A 20732-nucleotide genomic window follows, 5' to 3' on the forward strand; every position below is an offset into this window, starting at 1 on the left:
AATAATTAAGTCTTAGAAAGTTAAAATTAGAACTTTATAAACACTCACAGGGTAAGTGAGCGACAAAGGGTTAAAAATATGGAAAAAGAAGTTATTGCGTATTTGGACAATGAGACAATAATTGACTCTCAAAGTGTGAAAAATACAAATTTAAAAGAAATTTATTTTGATAATTCTAAAGAAAGTTTAGAAGTAATCCGTCATTCTTGTGCGCATTTAATGGCACAGGCGATTAAGAGTTTGTATCCTGAGGCTAAATTTTTCGTTGGTCCTGTTATAGAAGATGGATTTTATTATGATTTTCGTGTGGAAAGTAAGATTGGCGAAGAAGATTTAGTAAAAATTGAAAAAAAGATGAAAGAACTTGCTGAAGCAAAGATTGAAATTTTAAAATATGAAATCACAAAAAACGAAGCTTTGGCTAAATTTCAAAATGATGATTTAAAACAAGAAGTTTTATTGCGTATTCCTGATGGAGCTGTAAGTATTTATAAACAAGGTGAATTTGAAGATTTGTGTCGTGGTCCTCATGTGCCAAATACGAAATTTTTACGCTTTTTTAAACTCACTCGTGTTGCAGGAGCGTATTTAGGTGGTGATGAAAAAAGAGAAATGCTTACTCGAATTTATGGTACCGCTTTTGCAGATAAGGAAAGTTTAAAAGAGTATTTAACCATTATTGAAGAAGCTAAAAAACGCGATCATAGAAAGCTTGGAACAGAGCTTAAGCTTTTTACTTTTGATGATGAGATCGGAGGAGGTCTTCCTATTTGGTTGAGTAACGGTGCAAAACTTAGATCTAAACTTGAACATATGCTTTATAAGATCCATCGTTTACGTGGTTATGAGCCTGTGCGTGGGCCTGAACTTTTAAAAGCAGATGCATGGAAAATCAGTGGGCATTATGCAAACTATAAAGAAAATATGTATTTTACACAAATTGATGAACAAGAATATGGCATTAAGCCTATGAACTGTGTGGGACATATTAAAATTTATCAAAGTGATGTAAGAAGTTATCGTGATTTGCCTTTGAAATTTTTTGAATACGGCGTGGTACATCGTCATGAAAAAAGTGGCGTTTTGCATGGACTTTTTAGAGTGAGAGAATTCACTCAAGATGATGCACATATTTTTTGTATGCCAAGTCAGATTAAAGAGCAGGTTTTAGAAATTTTAGCTTTTGTGGATAATTTGATGAAATTATTTGATTTTAGCTATGAAATGGAAATTTCAACTAAACCTGAAAAAGCCATAGGTGATGATGAAATTTGGGAAATAGCGACTAAGGCTTTAAAAGAAGCTTTAGATGAACAAGGTTTAAAATACGGTATTGATGAAGGTGGCGGGGCTTTTTATGGGCCAAAGATTGATATTAAAATCACCGATGCTTTAAAAAGAAAGTGGCAATGTGGAACCATACAAGTAGATTTTAACCTGCCAAGTCGTTTTAAACTTGAATACACTGATAGTGATAATGAAAAAAAACAACCTGTAATGTTGCATCGTGCGATTTTAGGTTCTTTTGAAAGATTTATAGGAATTTTAACCGAGCATTGTGCGGGTGAGTTTCCGTTTTTTATCGCACCAACTGCGGTGGGTATAGTGCCAATAGGCGAAGCACATATTGCTTACGCAAAAGAAATTCAAAAAGAATTATTAGAGCTTAATATCGATAGCGAGGTGTATGAAAAAAATGAGAGCTTAAGTAAAAAAATTCGTATCGCTGAAAAGCAAAAATTACCCATGATTTTAGTTTTAGGCGATGATGAGGTGGCAAAGCGTAGCGTTGCTTTAAGAGATAGAAGAGCTAAAGAACAAAAAAATCTTAGCTTGGACGAATTTATTAAATTAGTTAAGGAGAAAATGAGTGAGGTACACTTTTGAGTAAAGAAAAAGAAGTATTGCTCAATGAAGAAATAAGAGCGGATGAAATCAGATGTGTTGGCGATGATGGCAAAGTTTATGGTATTATCAGTAGTGATGAAGCTTTAGAAATTGCAAATCGTTTAGGACTTGATCTTGTAATGATAGCTGCAGATGCTAAGCCACCTGTTTGCAAGATCATGGACTATGGTAAATTCCGTTATCAACAAGAGAAAAAACAAAAAGAAGCAAAGAAAAAACAAAAAGTGATTGATATAAAAGAAATCAAACTTTCTGTAAAAATTGCTCAAAATGATATTAATTACAAGGTAAAACATGCTTTAGAATTTTTAGAACAAGGTAAGCATGTGAGATTTCGTGTGTTCTTAAAAGGACGTGAAATGGCAACTCCTGAAGCAGGTGTAGCTTTGCTTGAAAAAATTTGGACTATGATAGAAAATGAAGCTAATCGTGACAAAGAGCCAAATTTTGAAGGTCGTTATGTAAATATGCTTGTAACTCCAAAAAAAGCTTAATCCACTTTTGTGGATAAGGCTTTTAAAGGTTTTAAATTTTGAAAGAAAATCCTTCTTTTTTAAAAGAGCAAATTATAACTTATCTTGGAAATAAAAGAGCACTTTTAAGTTTTTTAAATAATGGCTTTAAGGTAGCTAAAAAAGAACTTGGTAAAGATAAATTTAGTTTTTGTGATATATTTAGTGGCTCAGGTGTTGTAAGTCGTTTTGCAAAAGCACACTCAAATTATATTTTAGCCAATGATTTAGAAGATTATTCAAAACTCATCAATGAGTGTTATCTTGCTAATAAAGACAAAGATTTACTTCAAAATATAAAAAAGTATTATAAAAATTTAATCCAAAATTTAGATTTTCAAAAAGGTTTTATCAGTGAGCTTTATGCTCCAAAAGATGATGATGATATTAAAAAAAATGAAAGGGTTTTTTATACTTTTAAAAATGCTTTATATCTTGATACTATAAGGCAAAAAATCGAAAATGAAATTCCAAAAGAATTGAGGCATTTCTTTATAGCTCCTTTGATTTATGAAGCCAGTGTTCATTCAAATACTAGCGGAGTTTTTAAAGGTTTTTATAAGGGTAAGGATGGCATCGGAAAATTTGGTGGCGAAGGACAAAATGCACTTAAACGCATTAAAGGAGAAATAGAGCTTAAAATGCCTATTTTTTCAAATTTTTCTTGTGAATTTGAAGTGATGCAAAAGGATGCAAACATGCTTGCAAAAGAACTTGATTTTTTTGATGTAGTGTATCTTGACCCCCCTTATAATCAGCACCCTTATAGTTCTAATTATTTTATGCTAAATTTAATTGCAAATTATAAAAAACCTGAAGAAATTTCTAAAATCAGTGGCATTCCAAAGGATTGGAACCGCAGTACTTTTAATAAGTCAAAATTTGCCCAAGATGCTTTATTTGAACTTATTAATGATTTAAAAGCAAGAGTGATTTTACTTTCTTATAATTGTGAAGGTTTTGTAAAAAAAGAAATTTTTTTAAAGCGCTTAAGCACTCTTGGAAAATGCCGGATTTTAGAGCAAAAATATAATACTTTTAGAGCTTCTCGCAATCTTAAAAATCGCAACATCCATCTTCATGAGCAACTTTATATTTTAGTTAAAAATTAGTTTTTCGTGCTAAAATTGCACTTAAAAATGAGGAGGGATTTATGAAACTAAAATTATCTTTTTGTGCATTAATGGCATTTGGTTTTTCTAACTATCTTTTTGCTTCAGCTATTGATCCAAAGTTATTTTCAAGAATATCTTGATTTTGCCAGTAATAAAGGCAAATTTCAAGTAGGTCAAATTGGCTTTTAAATTTTAGCAAAAAATCCTAGTCAAAATATCTCTTTTAATGTGCCTATGATTGATTTTTCTACTTCAAATCGTGGAGGAAAATTCCAAGGAGAATTTACCAATATAGGACAATCTTATATAGTCAGCGCTTCTCATATGAGTACAAGTTTAAATACTGGGAAGTAGATAAAGGCTATGTGAAACAAGGTAGTGTTTTACACTTTGGAGGGGTAGCAAATAGAATCGTAAGCTCAAGTGATAATTTTACTTATAAAAAAGAAAATGTGGATTTTGCTGTTTTAAAAATGAGTAAGATTAGTCTCAATAAAAGTGCAAATTTGAGTAAAGATTTAAATCTTATTGAAAAAAATTCTGGCGATGGTGGAGATATTTATGAATACAAGGATCCATTTTGGGATAGTTGTCAAAGTGGAAAATGTGATTATTCAAAAGGTAAAGGCAAGCTTTTTGATAGTTCGCGTTATGAGTACTTTGCAAGAGAGGGAAGTGGTATTGTAGCTTTAGGTTTTGAAGATACAAATAAAGTACCCATTAAGATTTTTGATTCTAATGAAATCAATTTAGGAGGTTTTGTCAGTTTAACTCCTAAAAATACTGAAGATAAGCGTTTTAAGTTGCAATTTCTTAATTATACCAATGATAAAAGAAATTCTTTTACAAGTTCTTCAATATCCTGGGATTCTGGAAGTGGAGTTTATGTTTATGATAAGATGGATAAAAATGGTATTTAGTGGGTGTGGTAAGTACGAGTAATTGTAATGTCCATTTTACTATGGATATACTTGTTTACAGGTTGATTATGCTTTGATCAATCAAGTAAAGATCAATGAATTTTAAAATGCTCATAAAGTAGCCATAGGATCTGGAACTTATACACTTAGTAGCGATGGTTTGGTGAAAGATGGTAAAAAAATAGAAAATGTAAGTTTGATTTCTAAGACTAATGTGGGTTATGTAAGCTATAAAAATTCTTTTGATGATAAAAATAATTGTGATAAGAGAATTGAAGAAATGCAAAATAGCAAGGATTTGTATTTTTCTCAAAATGGAAGTATAAATTTAAATAGCGATGTGGATTTAGGCGCTAGTGTTTTAAATTTGATAAAAATTCAAATTGGCAAATAACAGGCGATAAATGGCTTATACATGGCGGAATTTATGCTGATAAGGGTTCAAGGTAGAATATAATGTTAAAACCAAAAAAGATGATTTTCTTTATAAAATGGGTGAAGGAGAGCTTGTTGTCAAAAGTCAAAGTGTGGATACAGGACTTAGAATGGGTGAGGACCAAGGTAAGTCTTGAGGGTGAAGGTTGAAGTTTTGGCGAAATTTATATGAATGGCAGAACTTTGGATTTATCAGGCTTAACATTAAATTTTGATCAAATTAAAACTGACTCTAATAATGTTTTTATCACAAGTTCTTAATCAGGAATACATTTAAATTTAGAAAACAAGCAAGATTATCTTTATCATGGCAATATCTTTTCAGATGAAGCTGTAACAATGAGTGCCAATACAGACAAAGCTTTGATTTTTGATGGTAATATTTACAATAAAGAAGGTGTTTTTAGGACAGAAAATGCCAAGTTAAATTTTCAAGGACATGCTAGAATACACGCTTATGTAAGCAAAGAACAAGCTAAAAAACTTCAAGAACATGGTTTAAGTGCTTTAACTAAGCCTGTAAGTTTTACACAAGAAGATTGGGAAGATAGGGTTTTTGTTTTAAAAGAGCTTAATTTAGAAAAAAAGCGAGTTTTATTTAGGGCGTAATGTAAGCTTAAAAGTAGAAAACCTTAATGCTAAAAATTCCAAAATAGAGCTTGGAAGTAAAAATTTGTGGATCGATGAAAAAGATGGGGAAAATATTATTGATAAGACTGATGATTATTCTTATGGAGATGTTGTATAAACAGGAGTTGGCAAAGAAATGGCTTTTGAGCAAAAGCTTTAAAATACCCAAAATGCTAAGATAGAAAAGGTTTATTTTAGTGTAAATTTAAATCTTGATCATTCTGATGTTACTTTGCAAAACACATTTTTTAGTGGTAATATCAAAGGTATCAATGATACGCAAAAAAAATCTTGCGATTAAAGATTCTTTGCTTGAGTCTCATATATAAATGAGCAATCTTCAAGTAGAAAAAAGTGCTATTTATAGGAAAGTTGATGCAAAAAAATTAAGTGCAAATAATACAATATTTAAAATCAATGCGGATTTTGAAAATTCTAAAGCAGATTATATTAATTCTAAGGAAAGCACACAAGGAGTAAATAATACTTTAGTATTAATTTTTCTTAATAATCCTAGTAAAAAGCGGGTTTAAATATCTTACTAGCTCATTTAAAAGATGAAAATAAACATTTAACAAAGGAATTTTTTACTATGCCAAATGTGAGCAAGGTTTTAGTACGTATACCCCAAATGTTGTTTTTTCTCATAATGAAGAAAATTTTGCCCAGAGTGGAATTTAGAAAAAATTGATTCTAAGATTAAAGATGAATATTTTTTTACTAATGATAATACTCAAGCTATTGTAAAAACTAAATCTATACTTGCTCAAGCTATTTTAGGCTCCATGATAGGAGTGGAATAATATGCATAAAAGAATGGGGGAATTACGCAATAATCCTTATGAAAGTGGTGTATGGTTAAGAACTTTTGGATGGGGTACGAGTGATGAGTATAATAGTGGAAAATACTTTGAAATTCAAAGCGGACATGATAAATTAAACGAGTATTCGAATTTCGAGCTTTACAGTGGAGTAAGGTTTTTATAGTGATTTTGTTTTAGATATATTTATTATCAAAATGAAATAAATGCAAATTTTATTCCAGGAAATCAAGGTAGATTAGATGATAATGATGGTTCGCATAATATTATCTTAAGTGCTGAGTTAGGTTATAGAAAAGCTTATGATAAATTTTATCTTGAGCCGAGTTTGGAATTTATCAGTGGTTATGTAGGAGCTATGGATCTAAAAGGAGATATTGCTAGTTTAAAACGATTTTCTTATATTCCTTTAGTCGTAAAAACAGCATTTTTCATAGGAAGTCAAAATTAAAATTTAAATTTTAGAACAGGACTTGGTTTGTATGCGGATCCGATTAAAGCAGGAGATCAAATCTTGGAGGATCAAGCAAGTCAGAGAAGATATGAAGGAAAAAAGATCAAAGAATGTTTATAAATTTAGGAAATGATTATAAGCTTAACGATAAAACACGCTTTAGTTTTGAATTTGAAAAGACATTTTTTGGCGATTTAAATGTAGATTGGAGTGCAAATGCTAATTTAAGATATAGTTTTTAAATAAAAAATAATTTAAAAATTGTATTTTTATTTTAAGCTTTTTTGTTTATAATACTTGCTTTTACATTTAAAGGATAAAGATGAAAATAAAAGTTGGGATTTTAGGAGCGAGCGGTTATGCGGGAAATGAACTTGTTCGCATTTTGCTTAATCATCCCAAGGTTGAAATTTCTTATTTGGGTTCGAGTTCTAGCGTGGGGCAAAATTATCAAGATCTTTATCCTAACACCCCTTTAAATTTATGTTTTGAAAATAAAAATTTAGATGAACTTGAACTTGATCTTTTGTTTTTGGCTACTCCGCATGAATTTAGTGCTAAACTTTTAAATGAGAATTTATTAAAAAAGATGAAAATCATTGATTTAAGTGCGGATTTTCGTCTTAAAAATCCTAAAGATTATGAGCTTTGGTATAAATTCACTCATCCTAATCAAGAGCTTTTGCAAAATGCGGTTTATGGACTTTGTGAGCTTTATAAAGAAGAGATAAAAAAAGCAAGTTTAGTGGCAAATCCAGGTTGTTATACCACTTGTTCTATCTTAAGTCTTTATCCGCTTTTTAAAGAAAAGATCATTGATTTTAGCTCAGTTATTATTGATGCAAAAAGTGGAGTAAGTGGAGCAGGAAGAAGTGCAAAGGTGGAAAATCTTTTTTGTGAAGTTAATGAAAATATCAAAGCTTATAATTTAGCTTTGCATCGCCATACTCCTGAAATTGAAGAGCATTTAAGCTATGCAGCCAAAAAGAAAATCACTCTACAATTTACCCCTCATCTTGTGTCTATGCAAAGAGGAATTTTAATCAGTGCTTATGCAAATTTAAAAGAGGATTTGCAAGAACAAGATATACGCGATATTTATACAAAATACTATCAAAACAATAAATTCATAAGGCTTTTACCGCCGCAGTCGCTTCCGCAGACTCGGTGGGTTAAATCAAGCAATTTTGCGGATATAAATTTTAGTGTAGATCAACGCACAAAGCGTGTTATTGTGCTTGGTGCTATTGATAATTTAATCAAAGGTGCAGCAGGACAAGCTGTTCAAAATATGAATTTAATGTTTGATTTTGATGAAGATGAAGGACTTAAATTCTTTGCAAATTTGTAAAGGATAAAAATGTTAATACGAGCTATGCAAAAAAGCGATTATCAAGCCGTTTATAAGCTTTGGTGTAAGATAAAAGGCTTTGGGATAAGAAGCATTGATGATAGCAAAGAAAATATAGAAAATTTTTTAGATAGAAACCCAAATCTTAGCGTTGTAGCAGTGATTGATGAAGAAATTGTAGGAAGTATACTTTGCGGGCATGATGGACGCACAGGAGGATTTTATCATGTATGTGTACATAAAGATCATAGAAAAAAGGGCATAGCGCACGAGATGACAAAATTTTGTCTTGAGGCTTTAAAAGCTCAAAAAATCAATAAAATCGCCCTGATCGCTTTTAAAAACAATGATTTAGGCAATGAGTTTTGGAAACATTATGGTTTTACTTTAAGAGAGGATGCGAATTATTACGATCTTTCTTTAAATGAGTATAATCAAACTAGCTTTAATGCTTAAGGAATGATCATGCAAAAATATTTAGAAAAAGCCAATGTCTTAATCGAAGCTTTGCCTTATATACGCAAATTTAATTCTAAGATTATACTTATAAAATACGGCGGATCAGCTATGGAAAATGAAGAGCTAAAGCATTGCGTGATGCAAGATATAGCTCTTTTAAAACTCGTGGGTTTAAAGCCTATTATTGTACATGGTGGGGGAAAAGATATTTCTGCTATGTGTGAAAAATTAGGCGTAAAGAGTGAGTTTAAAAACGGTCTTAGGGTTAGTGATAAAGCCACTATTGAAGTAGCCAGCATGGTTTTAAATCATATCAATAAAAATTTAGTCCATAGTTTGCAAAATTTAGGAGTTAAAGCCATAGGGCTTTGTGGTAAAGATGGCGCGCTTTTAGAATGTGTGAAAAAAGATGAAAATTTAGCTTTTGTTGGCACGATACAAAAGGTAAATTCGAAAATTTTAGAAGAGCTTTTGGAAAAAGATTTTTTACCTATCATTGCTCCTATTGGCATGGATGAGAATTTTAATACTTATAATATCAACGCTGATGACGCAGCTTGTGCGATCGCTAAGGCTTTAAGGGCTGAAAAACTTGCTTTTTTAACTGATACTGCAGGGCTTTATGAGGATTTTAATGATAAAAATTCTTTAATTTCTAAAATCAGCCTTGAACAGGCTAAAATTTTAGCTCCTAAAATAGAAGGTGGTATGCATGTAAAATTAAAATCTTGCATTGATGCTTGTGAAAATGGAGTCAAAAAGGTACATATTTTAGATGGGCGTGTGAAACATTCTTTGTTGCTTGAGTTTTTTACCGATGAAGGTATAGGCACTTTGGTGGGTTAAAGGATGAAAATGGATTATAAAGAACAAAGTCATATTGTCCCTACTTATAAGCGTTTTGATATAGTTTTAGAAAAAGGGCAGGGGGTTTATCTTTTTGATGATAAGGCTAAAAAATATCTTGATTTTTCAAGTGGTATAGGTGTTTGTGCTTTAGGATATAATCATGCTAAATTTAATGCTAAAATCAAAGCTCAAGTGGATAAACTTTTACATACTAGCAATTTATATTATAATGAAAACATAGCCGCTGCAGCTAAAAATTTAGCCAAAGCTAGTGCTTTAGAGCGTGTTTTTTTTACAAATTCTGGTACAGAAAGTATAGAAGGAGCGATGAAAACAGCTAGAAAATACGCCTTTAACAAAGGTATTAAGGGTGGACAATTTATCGCTTTTAAGCATTCTTTTCATGGGCGTACTTTAGGGGCTTTATCGCTTACTGCTAATGAAAAATATCAAAAGCCTTTTAAACCTTTAATTTCAGGGGTTAAATTTGCAAAATATAATGATATTTCAAGCGTTGAAAAACTGGTGAATGAAAAAACTTGTGCCATTATCTTAGAAAGCGTGCAAGGAGAAGGTGGGATAAATCCTGCAAATAAAGATTTTTACAAAGCCTTAAGAAAGCTTTGCGATGAAAAAGATATATTATTAATCGCTGATGAAATTCAATGTGGCATGGGTAGAAGTGGAAAATTTTTTGCCTATGAGCACGCACAAATTTTGCCTGATATCATGACTTCAGCTAAGGCCTTAGGTTGTGGGCTTAGTGTGGGTGCTTTTGTAATAAATCAAAAGGTAGCAAGCAATTCTTTAGAAGCAGGCGATCATGGTAGTACTTATGGTGGAAATCCTTTAGTTTGTGCAGGAGTGAATGCAGTTTTTGAAATTTTTAAAGAAGAAAAAATTTTAGAAAATGTCAATAAACTCACGCCTTATTTAGAGCAAAGTTTAGATGAGTTGATAAATGAATTTGATTTTTGTAAAAAACGCAAAGGCTTAGGGTTTATGCAAGGGCTGAGTCTTGATAAAAGTGTAAAAGTAGCTAAGGTCATTCAAAAATGTCAAGAAAATGCACTTTTATTAATAAGTTGCGGGGAGAATGATTTGAGATTTTTACCTCCTTTGATTTTACAAAAAGAACATATTGATGAAATGAGTGAAAAGTTAAGAAAGGCTCTAAAGAGTTTTTAATAAATTTTGTAAAAAAATTTATTCTTTTCCATCTACTATAGGCACAAATAAACATTCTTCTAAAATTTCTTTTTGTAAATTTGTGCCATTTTTTCTAAGGCGTGTGATGAATTGTTTGCCATTGTGTAAAATAGGAGCGACTAAAATACCGTCATCGCTTAATTGATCAAGTAAAATTTCAGGAATTTGTGTCGCATAAGCAGAAAATAAAATCCTATCATAAGGAGCATAATTTTTCCAGCCATTTTGTCCATCATCAAATTTTACATTGATATTAAAAAGTTCTAATTCTCTGAAAGTTTGAGCGGCTTTTTTGGCTAAATTTTCTATGCGTTCTATGGTAAAAACACGCCTTATGACTTTGCTTAAAATCGCAGCTTGATAGCCACTTCCACAACCTATCTCTAAAATACTATCAGCATTTTTAAAATCTAAAGCCATAGTCATTTTAGCTACAGTTAAAGGTGAACTAATCCATTGAGAATTTGCTAAAGGCAAAGCATCAAGGCGATAAGCATGGGCTTTTAAAGGAGAAAAAATTTCACGCGGAATTTGACAAAAAGCATTAAAAAGCTCTTCATTGATAAAAACTTTTTGTGCAATTTCTTCAGCCATATTTTGACATCTTTTTTGTTCAAATGCGTTCATTACTTCTCCTATAAATTTAAATAAAAATTGTAACTAAAAAAGTTGAAATAGAGTTAAACTTAGCTATACTTAAATAAAAAGGAAAAAAATGCTTATAAAATTTAAAAATCATAGTCCCAAACTAGGTCAAAATGTTTTTGTTGCAGAGGGCGCTAAAATCATAGGAGAAATAGAAATAGGAGATGAAAGTAGTATTTGGTTTAATTGTGTTTTAAGAGCCGATGTTAATTTTATAAAAATTGGCAAAAGAACCAATATTCAAGATCTTAGCACAGTTCATGTTTGGCATAGGGAATTTGATGAAAAAGGAAAGTTAAAAGATGCTGGTTTTCCTACAATAATAGGAGATGATGTAACTATAGGACATAATTGCGTTATCCATGCTTGTGTGATAAAAAATCGTGTTTTAATCGGAATGAATGCTGTTATCATGGATAATGCTTTGATAGAAGAAGATAGCATAGTGGGTGCTGGAAGCGTTGTAACAAAGGGTAAAAAATTTCCGCCACGCTCTTTGATACTTGGAAATCCTGCAAAATTTGTGCGTGAATTAAACGATGAAGAAGTCAGCTTTCTAAAACAATCCGCTTTAAATTATGTGGATTTTAAAAACGAGTTTTTAAAAGATCTTCAGTGATATTTTGAAGTTTAGGCGAGAGTTTTACTTCAAATTTCACAAAACGATCAAGATCTAAAAAACTCTCATCGAGTTTTGAAATTTGCTCTTTTGTATAATCTTGAATAGTATTTAAAGATGACTTTTTAAGAAGTCTTTTTTCTTTGTAGACTAATTCTAAAAGTTCTTTGCGTTCTAAATTTTCATCTTGATTTGGGTTTTCGTCAAAAACATAAAGCTCATCAAAAAGGATTTTTTGCGTGTTTTTATCATAAACCCTAAAAAGCTTTTTAAAATGAGGTAGGGTTGATTTTTCGTTATTTTCGCTGATTTTGATTTTAGGTTTTATGCCTTGATCTTCTAAGGCTGCGAGTTTATAAACGCAACTAAAAATAGGGTCACTTGAAGCAGTGATCAATCTTTCACCTACACCAAAGATATCAATAGGTGCATTTTGTTCTTTGAGTTTTTTAATGCTCCATTCATCAAGTGCGTTAGAAACTATGATTTTACATTTTTGAAGTCCTGCTTGATCAAGTTCTTGTCTGATTTTCAAACTCAACTCAAGTAAATTTCCAGAATCTATTCTCACGCCGCCTTCTTGAATATCAAATTCTTTAAAAACTTTAATCGCATTTTTAAGTCCGCTATTTAGACAATCATAAGTATCGATCAAAAAAACAGGATTTTTTGGATAAATTTTCACATAAGCTTTAAAAGCTTCAAGTTCATTTTCAAACATTTGCACCCAAGAATGTGCCATAGTTCCATTGATAGGGATATTATAAATTTTTCCTGCTAAAGTACAAGCACTTCCTATGCAACCTCCTATAAAAGCTGCTCTTGCTCCTTTTAAGGCTGCTTCACTTCCTTGTGCTCTGCGTGAACCAAATTCTAAAATTTTACTGTCTTTAGCTGCACGCACGATACGATTGGTTTTGGTAGCAATAAGGCTTTGGTGGTTTAAACTTAAAAGTAAAAAAGTTTCTAAAAGCTGTGCTTCTATGGTTGTAGCTTTAATACATAGCAAAGGTTCGTTTGGAAAAATCACTTCTCCTTCACGCATAGCATAAATTTCACCCTTAAATTTAAAGTTAGTTAAAAAATCTAAAAATTCTGTATCAAAAATACCTTGTTTTCTTAAAAATTCTATATCTTCTGCATCAAAACTCAAATTTTCAACAAAGTCTAAAATATCTTCAAGACCTGCAAAAATAGCAAAAGATCCTGAATCTGGAATTTTTCTAAAAAATATATCAAAATAACAAATTTGATCTTTTTTATTGTTTTTGAAATAGCCTTGAGACATTGTAAATTCATAAAAATCACAAAGCAAGGTTAAAGAAGTTTTAGAAGTCATCAAAGCTTATACTACCCTTAGAATAATTCGTTACTTTACTTTCAAAGAAATTGCTCTTTTGATCGTTAAATTTTGAAAAATCATCTACCCATTTAATAGGATGTTTTGCATTGTATAACTTATCTAAATTGATCGCGCTTAATCTTTGATCTACAAGATAATGGATATATTCTTCTATGATATCATCAGTAAAGCCCATGATTTGATTTTGAGTGATGTATTTACCCCATTTGATCTCAAGATCTCCAGCTTTTTTAAACATATCATAAATTTTATTGATATTTTCATCATGGAATAAATCAGGTCTTTCTTTGCGTACTGAATTGATCATATTTTGAAATAATAAAAGATGTGTGATTTCATCTCTTTGGATAAAGCGGATCATTTGTGCTGAACCTAGCATTTTTCCTGCACGTGCAAGTGCGTAAATGGCAGTAAAACCACTATAAAAATATACTCCTTCTAAAATTTGATTTGCCACCATAGCCAAAAGAAGTTTATTATCATCTACATCGCCTGCTAATTCTTCATAAATGCTTGAAATAAAGTCATTTTTTTCACGCAAAGTTTCATCATGCTTTTCCATTTCATAAATCAAATCTGTATTATCGCAAATCGCTTCTACCATAACAGCGTAAGATTTTGAATGGTTTGCCTCTTCATAAGCTTGGCGTGCCAAAACCGCATTGATTTCAGGAGCTGTGATGTAAGGGTTGATATTATCTGCTAAATTATTGGTTTGAAAACTATCCATAGAAATAAGCTGACTCCAAACCAAATCATACATTCTTTTTTCACCTACAGTTAAATTACAGCGATAATCAAGTGCATCTTTAGTTGTATCCACTTCTTTTGGAAACCAAGTATTTGCCTCCATTAAATCCCAAAGTTTTAAAGCCCAGGTATATTTTGCCTTAGTGAAATTTAAAATTCCATGTGGGTTACCATCAAAAATTTTACGATCTCCTAGGGTTTCGTTTGAACTTGGATTGTAAATTCTTTTTCTTTGCATTTTTAACCTTTCTTTATGCTTTTAGTAGCTATACAACTTTGAGTTAAAATATCGTGTAAATTTAAACGATCTTTTCTTACAAAACTGACAAATAAACCAAAGAGTAAGCCAAAACTTATAATAAATATCACATATCTTAGTAAAATTCTAAGAAAACTTAGTTTCTTTCCCGTTTTTATATCAATAAGATATAAATCATATGCTTTAAGACCTGGGCTTTGTGCCTTTTTTGTTAAAAAAATAGCTTGAATCAAGCCAAATAAAAAAGTACATAAAGTTGTGATAAAATGGTTGTTTAAAAAAGCTTCTTTAGAGCCTAATAGAAAATAAAATAAATACAAAATAGGAATATAAATAAGAAAAATATCTATAAGCAAAGCTCTAAATCTTAGCCATCTAGAGCTAATTTTTGCTTTAGTTTTCATTTAATTTCCACGGCTTCCTGGTTTTATAGCTTTACTCCCTTTTTTACAAAGTGGACAATTTGTTTCATCGTAAATTTCAAATTCAAAATTTCCTAGAGTAAAGAGTGGTAAATTTTCAGGTAATTTCGCATTATCTTTTCTTGGAGATTTTAAATTTTCTACTGCACAAAAACCACGATTTGCCAATGCTGCAAAACCTACAACAATGCCACCTAAACTTTCAATGATTTTTGCACTCTCTAAAGCACTACCACCTGTAGTAATGATATCTTCACAAATTATAAATTTTTCACCCTTTTTCACCTCAAAACCACGTCTTAAAGTCATTTCTTTATTTACTCTTTCAGTGAAGATAAAACGTTTACTACAAGCTCTCGCAAGCTCATAACCTGCTAAAATTCCACCTAAAGCAGGAGAACAAATGCTATCAAATTTTATCTTATAGCTTGCAATAATCTTTGCAAGTTCATCACAAAGTTTTGCTGCTAATTTTGGATTCTCTAAAACTTTTGCACTTTGAAGATAAAATTGCGAATGTTTACCTGAACTTAGTAAAAAATGCCCTTCTAAATAAGCACCACAACCTTTATAAATTTGCTCTAAATTCATCGTTAAACCTTTAAAAGTTCACTTTCTTTACTTTTTACACTCTCATCAATTTTTATTGTGTAGGCGTCGGTAAGTTTTTGCACTTCATCATAAGCTTTTTTTGCTTCATCTTCGCTTATTGCCTTATCTTTTTCTAGTTTTTTAACTGCATCGTTGGCATCTTTGCGTATATTTCTTATAGAAACTTTTGCCTTTTCACCCATAGCTTTAGCTTGCTTTACATTTTCTTCTCTTTGCTCTCTAGTCATCGGAGGGAAAAATAATTTTACACTTTCGCCGTCATTGTTTGGATTTACACCGATATTTGCAGCTGCAATAGCGCTTTCTATGGTTTTTAGTAAAGGTTTTTCCCAAGGAGTGATGCTAATAGTTGAAGCATCACTTGCTAAAACAGTTGCTACTTGATTTAAAGGAGTTTGAGTTCCATAATAATCCACTGTAATATGATCTAAAATATGGGTATTAACTTTTCCAGTTCTTAAAGTGGTGAAGTCTTTTTTTAAGGCTTCTAAAGATTTTTCACTTTGGGTTTTTTGTTTGTTAAAAATTTCATTTAGCATTATCATTTCCTTTAATTATTTACTTGAATTAACATCGCTTGGAAGTTGTGGTGCACTTGGAGCGATAGAATTTGTGTTTGGGGTAGCAGGCACAATAGGAGCACTTGGAATAGTAGTATTGTTGTTTTCTACTTTAATTTTCTCTGCTAGAGAGTCTTTGCTAGCTTTATTGTATAAATAACCAAGACCAATAGTATTTGCAATAAGTAAAATTCCCATAACAAAGGTAAATTTTGCCAAAAATCCAGCTGGTCCTTTGGCGCCAAATAAACTTTCATTGCTTCCACTATAAGCTCCAAGTCCTATACTTGAACTTTTTTGAAGTAAAACTGCTATACAAATAACTACAACGATGATAAATTGTAAAATGATTAAAAGAGTGATCATTGAAAATTCCTAAAAGTTAATTTTTAAATGATTATTTTAGCTAAATAAAACTTGAAAAGTTTTGAAACTTGAAAAGTTTTTGTGAGAAAAATCCCACAAAAATTTATCTGCTATTGAAGCTTCTTAAGATATTAAGTAAAGATACGAAAAGATTAACAAAATCAAGATAAAGTGCTACTGCACCTTCGATTGGAGTTTCATAATTTCCGCGGATAATATTTTGCGTATCATAAAGAATGTAAAATGAAAATAATATTGCAGCTACTGCTGAAATAGCTAGATTAACTATACTGCTTTGGAAGAAAAGGTTTAGTAAAGATGCTGCTACAATAACGATTAATACTATAAATAAAGCTTTACCCATAACAGTAAAATCTTTTTTTGTATTCATAGCAAATACACTAAGTCCTGCAAAAGCAACTGTTGTTAAAGCAAAAGCTTGAGCGATGATAATTCCTCCAGCTGGTAGAGCTAACACTGAAATAAGCAAAGGTGTAAGCGTTAAACCTGAGCAGAAAGTAAAACCAAAAAGCAAAACAAGATTTAATGGAGCCTCTCTTTTTTTCCATTGCAAAGCAAATAAAAGTCCGATTTCAACAGCAAAAAGGATCCAAAAAGTTACTTGTGATTGTATAAAAAATGATGCTAAAGCAAAAATTCCTACATACGCACCTACTGTTGCAGCTAATAATGAAGCAGCAAAAAGTTGATAAGTTTGTTTAATAAAAATACTTAATTCGCTTGAGCGTGTATTTTCAAATTCTTTTGATCTTGAGTAGTCTCTATCATAAAGACTCATAAAATTCTCCTTGCAAAATTGTTAGATTTTTTAAAATCTTGAGCGAAATCTAACATATTAGACTAAATAAAAAGTTAATTTATATAATATCTTTATGATTAAATGAAATCTTTGCTGAAATTTTGTTATAATTTCAAGATTTTAGTTTCAGGTTGGTTTTATGGAAAATCTTATTAGTGGGGCGATTAAGTTTATGCAAGAAGACTTTAAGGAGCATGAAGAACTTTTTGAAAGTCTAAAAAATAAGCAAAATCCCCATACTCTTTTTATAGGTTGTTCCGATTCTAGAGTAATTCCAAATTTGATCACCAATACGGGTCCAGGTGAGCTTTTTGTAATACGAAATATTGCAAATATAGTTCCACCTTATCGTATTGGGGAAGATTACTTAGCGACAACTTCAGCAATAGAGTATGCTTTAAATTCATTGCATATTAAAAATATCGTCGTTTGTGGCCATAGTAATTGTGGAGGTTGCAATGCTCTTTATTATTCTGATGAAGAGTTAAATAAAATTCCTAATGTGAAAAAATGGCTTACTATGTTAGATCCGATAAAAAAAGATGTAATGATTTTTGCAAGAGACGATTTGGCTATGCGTTCATGGCTTACAGAAAAATTAAATTTAGTAAATTCTTTGCAAAATATACTTACTTATCCAGGCGTGCAAGAAGCTTTAGATGAAGGAAAAATAGAAGTACATGCTTGGTATTATATTATAGAGACAGGTGAAATTTATGAGTATGATTTTAAAGCAAAAATTTTTACTTTAATACAGGATAGGAAAGTTTAATGAAAAAAATTATTTTTAGTTTATGTTTTTTTATTTTATACCTTGGAGCACAAGAATTTAAATTTATTGATGCAAATATTAGTAAAGAGGATGAAGGAATTTATGCTTTAGTTGAAAAATATGTTGATCTTAACAATCAAATTAAAGAATTTAAGAAAAACAATGATGAAAATTCAAGCACTTTTAATGGTATTTTAAGTGAATTTGAAAAAGACAAAAAGACTATTTTAGCAAAAATACCCGATATGATAGTAGGACAAAAGATTAATGAAGAGGCAGTGGCTAGATTTTTAAAAGCAAAAGAAAAATTACTAGATGTTCAAAAAAAGAATATTAATAAGCCTTATATTTATACAGATGCCACTCTTAATCTAGTTTATTTTAATATTGTGGAAAGTTTTTATTCTTCTTTGTTTGAATTGGAAAAACTTTTTAAAAATACAGCAAGCAGTGAAGATTTGATTGCTACTGTTGATAAGGCAATGGAAAATTTACAAAATTCTTCTAATGTTAATTTAGATAGTTTTAAAAGCAAAATTACAAATTCAGAAGAATTAGAAAAAATTACCCTAAAAGAAAGATATATCAGTAATGCTGTAGATTCTTATTCTGAAATTCTTAAGTATTTACGCTCAAATGCAGATTTGCTTGAAAGTAATTATATTTTTTCATTACTCGAGCTTCAAGTTTGGATAGATCGTATAAATGAGGCAATTGGGGTAAGTTTTGTTAATATCGGAAAAATAGTAATTTCTGCTTTGGTTTTAGTATTTTTTATATCTTTAAGACGTTTTTTTGCAAATATAGTATATTTTTTCCTTGTTCAGTTTTTTTATAGAAATAAAAATGATGTAGATGATATTAAAGTCATTTTTATTGAGAATATTAAAAAACCTGTAGGCTTCTTGTTGATTGTCTATGCTATTTCTCTTTGTCTTACTATAGCAACTTATCCTGCACCTTTGAGTGTAAATTTAAGTAATTTTTTTCATATAGTTTATGCAGTTTTAATTGCATGGCTTATTTTAAGAATGCTTGATGGTTATGGCGTGGTATTGGTTTCTAAACTTGCTCAAAAAAGTGGAAAAAAAGAAGTTGTAAATTTAATTATTAAAATTTTATATTTTGTCATTATTATTATAGCTTTATTATATATTCTTGCTCAACTTGGTTTTAATATTTCGGCTATTATTGCATCTTTGGGAATTGGTGGTTTAGCTGTTGCTTTAGCGGCGAAAGATATCATTGCAAATTTCTTTGCTTCTATACTCTTACTTTTTGATAATAGCTTTAATCAAGGAGATTGGGTAGAGGTTTCAGGCATAGAAGGAACCGTGGTTGAAACAGGACTTAGAAAAACTACTATTAGAACTTTTGATAATTGTCTTGTATTTTTACCAAATTCAACTATTATGGGAGCTAATATCAAAAATTGGAGCAAAAGACGCATGGGTCGCCATGTTAGAATGTATTTGGGTGTTGGTTATGATGCTACTCCTGAAAAACTAGAACAATGTGTAAAAGATCTAAGAGAATTTTTGCATACAAGTGATTTAGTAGCTCACGATGAGGATAGCGCATTAAAATATGGCGATCATACAACAAAATATCGTCAAAATCTTGTATCTATTAATGATTTAGAAGGCTATAAAAATGCTTGTTATGTGGCTTTAAGTGAATTTGCAGATAGTAGTATTAATATAGAGCTTTATTTTTATATCAAAGAAATAGGTGGAAAAGATTTTAGAGAAGCTAGACAAAGTTTAATGCTTGAGTTTATGCGTATAATTGAAAAAAATGGTTTAACCTTTGCTTTCCCAAGTCGTAGTATTTATATAGAAAATTTACCACCCCTTGATTTGCAAGCAAAAGCTATAAAATAGCAAGATTTTATCTTGCTATTTTTTAAACCGGCATAACGCGTATATTTGGACTTAATTCTTCTTGTAAAATTGTTTCAATAGCATAAAGTGTTGCACCACTTCCACTAGAACAACCACTACAAGCACCAAGATAACGAATATAAACATCAATTGCTGCACCTTCAGCCTTTTGTATATCAATCACTTCCAAATCTCCACCATCATTATGAAGCATAGGGCGAATTTCAGCATCTAAAACACTTTCAACTGCTTTTAATTGTCCCACTACGGTCATTTCATCAAAAGCTACATCACTTTTCATTGTATTTTTGAGTTTTTCTCTATCTATTTCAGCTCTAGTTTCAGCTAAAATATCTACAAGGTAATAATCTCTTTTTTCATGTCCGCCTGGTTTGATACAGGATTTACAAAAAGCACCCGCTTTAGTATATTGTGTGATTTCTTCTACGCTATGCAAATCATTAAGTTTAATCACTTCTTTAATAGTTCCAAGACTTACCCTAGCGCACTCGCAAACTATAATTTGATCTTCAAAATCTTCAGGACTTATACCTTTATAATGCGCTGCTGCTTGTTTGATTACATCATAAGCCATAACCGAACAGTGCATTTTTTGAGGTGGAACAGCTGGAATTTCTGGATTATCACGCATAGCAAATTCCACATCTAAATTTGTGATTTTTACTGCTTCATCTACAGTTTTTCCTATACAAAGATCCACCATAGTATCACTACTTGCTATAGCTGTACCACAACCAAAACTTTTAAATTTTGCATCGATAATTTTATCAGTTTTTTCATCTACAAGCCAAAAAAGTCTTACCGCATCGCCGCAACTTTCTGCACCAAAATCAGCTACGATCAATTTTGCATTGCGTGCTTTAGCATCTTCTTCACTAAATTCTCCCATATGTTGAGGATTATTCATTCTATCTTGAACTTTTTGTGAATACTCATCCCAAATGGATCCACCAATTAAACTATTTTTTCCCATTTTT

Annotated in this window: 19 protein-coding genes and 1 pseudogene; 11 read left to right on the plus strand and 9 right to left on the minus strand. The window is 30.9% G+C overall.

All coding sequences use genetic code 11. The features are described 5' to 3' along the window. Positions 1–78 precede the first annotated feature (78 nt). The 8 genes and pseudogenes from thrS (at position 79) to OT390_RS01320 (ending at position 10642) form a co-directional block, all read left to right on the plus strand. Entirely contained in the window at positions 79–1887 is a 1809-nt protein-coding gene (gene thrS / locus OT390_RS01285; protein ID WP_032586640.1) for a threonine--tRNA ligase, read from the plus strand. Beyond that, a complete protein-coding gene (gene infC, locus OT390_RS01290; RefSeq protein WP_002851726.1) occupies positions 1884–2402 on the plus strand; it encodes a translation initiation factor IF-3 in 519 nt (172 codons plus the stop codon). The genes thrS and infC overlap by 4 nt, the downstream gene beginning before the upstream one ends. Positions 2403–2440: 38 nt before the next feature. Next, a complete protein-coding gene (locus OT390_RS01295; protein WP_002857221.1) occupies positions 2441–3532 on the plus strand; it encodes a DNA adenine methylase in 1092 nt (363 codons plus the stop codon). 41 nt (positions 3533–3573) lie between these two features. Then, positions 3574–7037: pseudogene (vvfC, locus tag OT390_RS01300) on the plus strand (autotransporter serine protease VvfC). Between the two features lie 80 nt (positions 7038–7117). Further along, positions 7118–8146 (plus strand): N-acetyl-gamma-glutamyl-phosphate reductase, encoded by a 1029-nt coding sequence (argC, locus tag OT390_RS01305; RefSeq protein WP_002857251.1) that lies wholly within the window; start codon positions 7118–7120, stop codon positions 8144–8146. A gap of 9 nt (positions 8147–8155) precedes the next feature. Beyond that, positions 8156–8602, plus strand: a complete 447-nt coding sequence (locus tag OT390_RS01310; RefSeq protein ID WP_032586642.1) for a GNAT family N-acetyltransferase — start codon at positions 8156–8158, stop codon at positions 8600–8602. A gap of 3 nt (positions 8603–8605) precedes the next feature. Next, complete coding sequence (gene argB, locus OT390_RS01315; RefSeq protein ID WP_002864194.1) at positions 8606–9451, plus strand: acetylglutamate kinase; 846 nt, start codon at positions 8606–8608, stop codon at positions 9449–9451. Positions 9452–9454: 3 nt separating this feature from the next. After that, positions 9455–10642, plus strand: a complete 1188-nt coding sequence (locus tag OT390_RS01320; protein WP_074470996.1) for an aspartate aminotransferase family protein — start codon at positions 9455–9457, stop codon at positions 10640–10642. An 18-nt stretch (positions 10643–10660) separates the two neighbouring features. Here the strand turns inward: OT390_RS01320 and OT390_RS01325 are convergent, their stop codons facing one another. Next, positions 10661–11290 carry a protein-L-isoaspartate(D-aspartate) O-methyltransferase gene (locus OT390_RS01325; protein WP_002851780.1) on the minus strand — a complete coding sequence of 210 codons (630 nt, stop codon included), beginning with the start codon at positions 11288–11290 and terminating at the stop codon, positions 10661–10663. A gap of 88 nt (positions 11291–11378) precedes the next feature. On the opposite strand from OT390_RS01325, the gene OT390_RS01330 reads away from it, so the two are divergent. Then, positions 11379–11927 (plus strand): gamma carbonic anhydrase family protein, encoded by a 549-nt coding sequence (locus OT390_RS01330; protein ID WP_002851622.1) that lies wholly within the window; start codon positions 11379–11381, stop codon positions 11925–11927. Here the strand turns inward: OT390_RS01330 and OT390_RS01335 are convergent. The 7 genes from OT390_RS01335 to OT390_RS01365 form a co-directional block, all read right to left on the minus strand. After that, the gene (locus OT390_RS01335; RefSeq protein ID WP_074470919.1) at positions 11896–13269 is read right to left on the minus strand and encodes a nicotinate phosphoribosyltransferase; all 1374 of its coding nucleotides are present in this window, start codon (positions 13267–13269) and stop codon (positions 11896–11898) included. The genes OT390_RS01330 and OT390_RS01335 overlap by 32 nt on opposite strands. Continuing rightward, the gene (locus OT390_RS01340; protein ID WP_002860621.1) at positions 13256–14278 is read right to left on the minus strand and encodes a ribonucleotide-diphosphate reductase subunit beta; all 1023 of its coding nucleotides are present in this window, start codon (positions 14276–14278) and stop codon (positions 13256–13258) included. Before OT390_RS01340 ends, OT390_RS01335 begins: the two co-directional genes overlap by 14 nt. Before the next feature lie 2 nt (positions 14279–14280). Continuing rightward, positions 14281–14703 carry an RDD family protein gene (locus tag OT390_RS01345; protein ID WP_002867136.1) on the minus strand — a complete coding sequence of 141 codons (423 nt, stop codon included), beginning with the start codon at positions 14701–14703 and terminating at the stop codon, positions 14281–14283. Continuing rightward, the gene (pyrE, locus tag OT390_RS01350; RefSeq protein ID WP_406611501.1) at positions 14704–15312 is read right to left on the minus strand and encodes an orotate phosphoribosyltransferase; all 609 of its coding nucleotides are present in this window, start codon (positions 15310–15312) and stop codon (positions 14704–14706) included. 2 nt (positions 15313–15314) lie between these two features. Next, entirely contained in the window at positions 15315–15878 is a 564-nt protein-coding gene (gene frr, locus OT390_RS01355) for a ribosome recycling factor (protein ID WP_074470918.1), read from the minus strand. Positions 15879–15887: 9 nt separating this feature from the next. Further along, positions 15888–16259: a preprotein translocase subunit SecG gene (secG, locus tag OT390_RS01360; protein WP_002854650.1), complete on the minus strand. Its 372-nt coding sequence runs from the start codon at positions 16257–16259 to the stop codon at positions 15888–15890. Between the two features lie 103 nt (positions 16260–16362). Beyond that, positions 16363–17058, minus strand: coding sequence for a Bax inhibitor-1/YccA family protein (locus OT390_RS01365; protein ID WP_002851668.1), 696 nt, complete (start codon positions 17056–17058; stop codon positions 16363–16365). A gap of 160 nt (positions 17059–17218) precedes the next feature. Between OT390_RS01365 and OT390_RS01370 the strand changes: the two genes are divergently transcribed. Both OT390_RS01370 and OT390_RS01375 read left to right on the plus strand, forming a co-directional pair. Continuing rightward, on the plus strand, positions 17219–17851 hold the full coding sequence (locus OT390_RS01370) for a carbonic anhydrase (protein WP_002854509.1): 633 nt from the start codon (positions 17219–17221) through the stop codon (positions 17849–17851). Then, the gene (locus OT390_RS01375) at positions 17851–19734 is read left to right on the plus strand and encodes a mechanosensitive ion channel family protein (protein WP_002854654.1); all 1884 of its coding nucleotides are present in this window, start codon (positions 17851–17853) and stop codon (positions 19732–19734) included. The genes OT390_RS01370 and OT390_RS01375 overlap by 1 nt, the downstream gene beginning before the upstream one ends. A 22-nt stretch (positions 19735–19756) precedes the next feature. Here OT390_RS01375 and OT390_RS01380 read toward each other — a convergent pair whose 3' ends face one another. After that, a complete protein-coding gene (locus OT390_RS01380; RefSeq protein WP_032587475.1) occupies positions 19757–20728 on the minus strand; it encodes an iron-sulfur cluster assembly scaffold protein NifU in 972 nt (323 codons plus the stop codon). Between the last annotated feature and the right edge of the window lie 4 nt (positions 20729–20732).

The sequence above is a fragment of the Campylobacter sp. CFSAN122748 genome (assembly GCF_045277125.1).
Lineage (GTDB): Bacteria > Campylobacterota > Campylobacteria > Campylobacterales > Campylobacteraceae > Campylobacter_D > Campylobacter_D jejuni.

Excerpts from the sequence above, each read along its gene's own strand:
- secG (WP_002854650.1), bottom strand. The coding sequence starts at position 16,259 with ATGATCACTCTTTTAATCATTTTACAATTTATCATCGTTGTAGTTATT.
- OT390_RS01325 (WP_002851780.1), bottom strand. The coding sequence starts at position 11,290 with ATGAACGCATTTGAACAAAAAAGATGTCAAAATATGGCTGAAGAAATT.
- OT390_RS01330 (WP_002851622.1), top strand. The coding sequence starts at position 11,379 with ATGCTTATAAAATTTAAAAATCATAGTCCCAAACTAGGTCAAAATGTT.
- OT390_RS01340 (WP_002860621.1), bottom strand. The coding sequence starts at position 14,278 with ATGCAAAGAAAAAGAATTTACAATCCAAGTTCAAACGAAACCCTAGGA.
- argC (WP_002857251.1), top strand. The coding sequence starts at position 7,118 with ATGAAAATAAAAGTTGGGATTTTAGGAGCGAGCGGTTATGCGGGAAAT.
- OT390_RS01370 (WP_002854509.1), top strand. The coding sequence starts at position 17,219 with ATGGAAAATCTTATTAGTGGGGCGATTAAGTTTATGCAAGAAGACTTT.
- pyrE (WP_406611501.1), bottom strand. The coding sequence starts at position 15,312 with ATGAATTTAGAGCAAATTTATAAAGGTTGTGGTGCTTATTTAGAAGGG.
- argB (WP_002864194.1), top strand. The coding sequence starts at position 8,606 with ATGATCATGCAAAAATATTTAGAAAAAGCCAATGTCTTAATCGAAGCT.
- thrS (WP_032586640.1), top strand. The coding sequence starts at position 79 with ATGGAAAAAGAAGTTATTGCGTATTTGGACAATGAGACAATAATTGAC.
- OT390_RS01375 (WP_002854654.1), top strand. The coding sequence starts at position 17,851 with ATGAAAAAAATTATTTTTAGTTTATGTTTTTTTATTTTATACCTTGGA.
- OT390_RS01320 (WP_074470996.1), top strand. The coding sequence starts at position 9,455 with ATGAAAATGGATTATAAAGAACAAAGTCATATTGTCCCTACTTATAAG.
- frr (WP_074470918.1), bottom strand. The coding sequence starts at position 15,878 with ATGATAATGCTAAATGAAATTTTTAACAAACAAAAAACCCAAAGTGAA.
- OT390_RS01345 (WP_002867136.1), bottom strand. The coding sequence starts at position 14,703 with ATGAAAACTAAAGCAAAAATTAGCTCTAGATGGCTAAGATTTAGAGCT.
- OT390_RS01380 (WP_032587475.1), bottom strand. The coding sequence starts at position 20,728 with ATGGGAAAAAATAGTTTAATTGGTGGATCCATTTGGGATGAGTATTCA.
- OT390_RS01310 (WP_032586642.1), top strand. The coding sequence starts at position 8,156 with ATGTTAATACGAGCTATGCAAAAAAGCGATTATCAAGCCGTTTATAAG.
- OT390_RS01365 (WP_002851668.1), bottom strand. The coding sequence starts at position 17,058 with ATGAGTCTTTATGATAGAGACTACTCAAGATCAAAAGAATTTGAAAAT.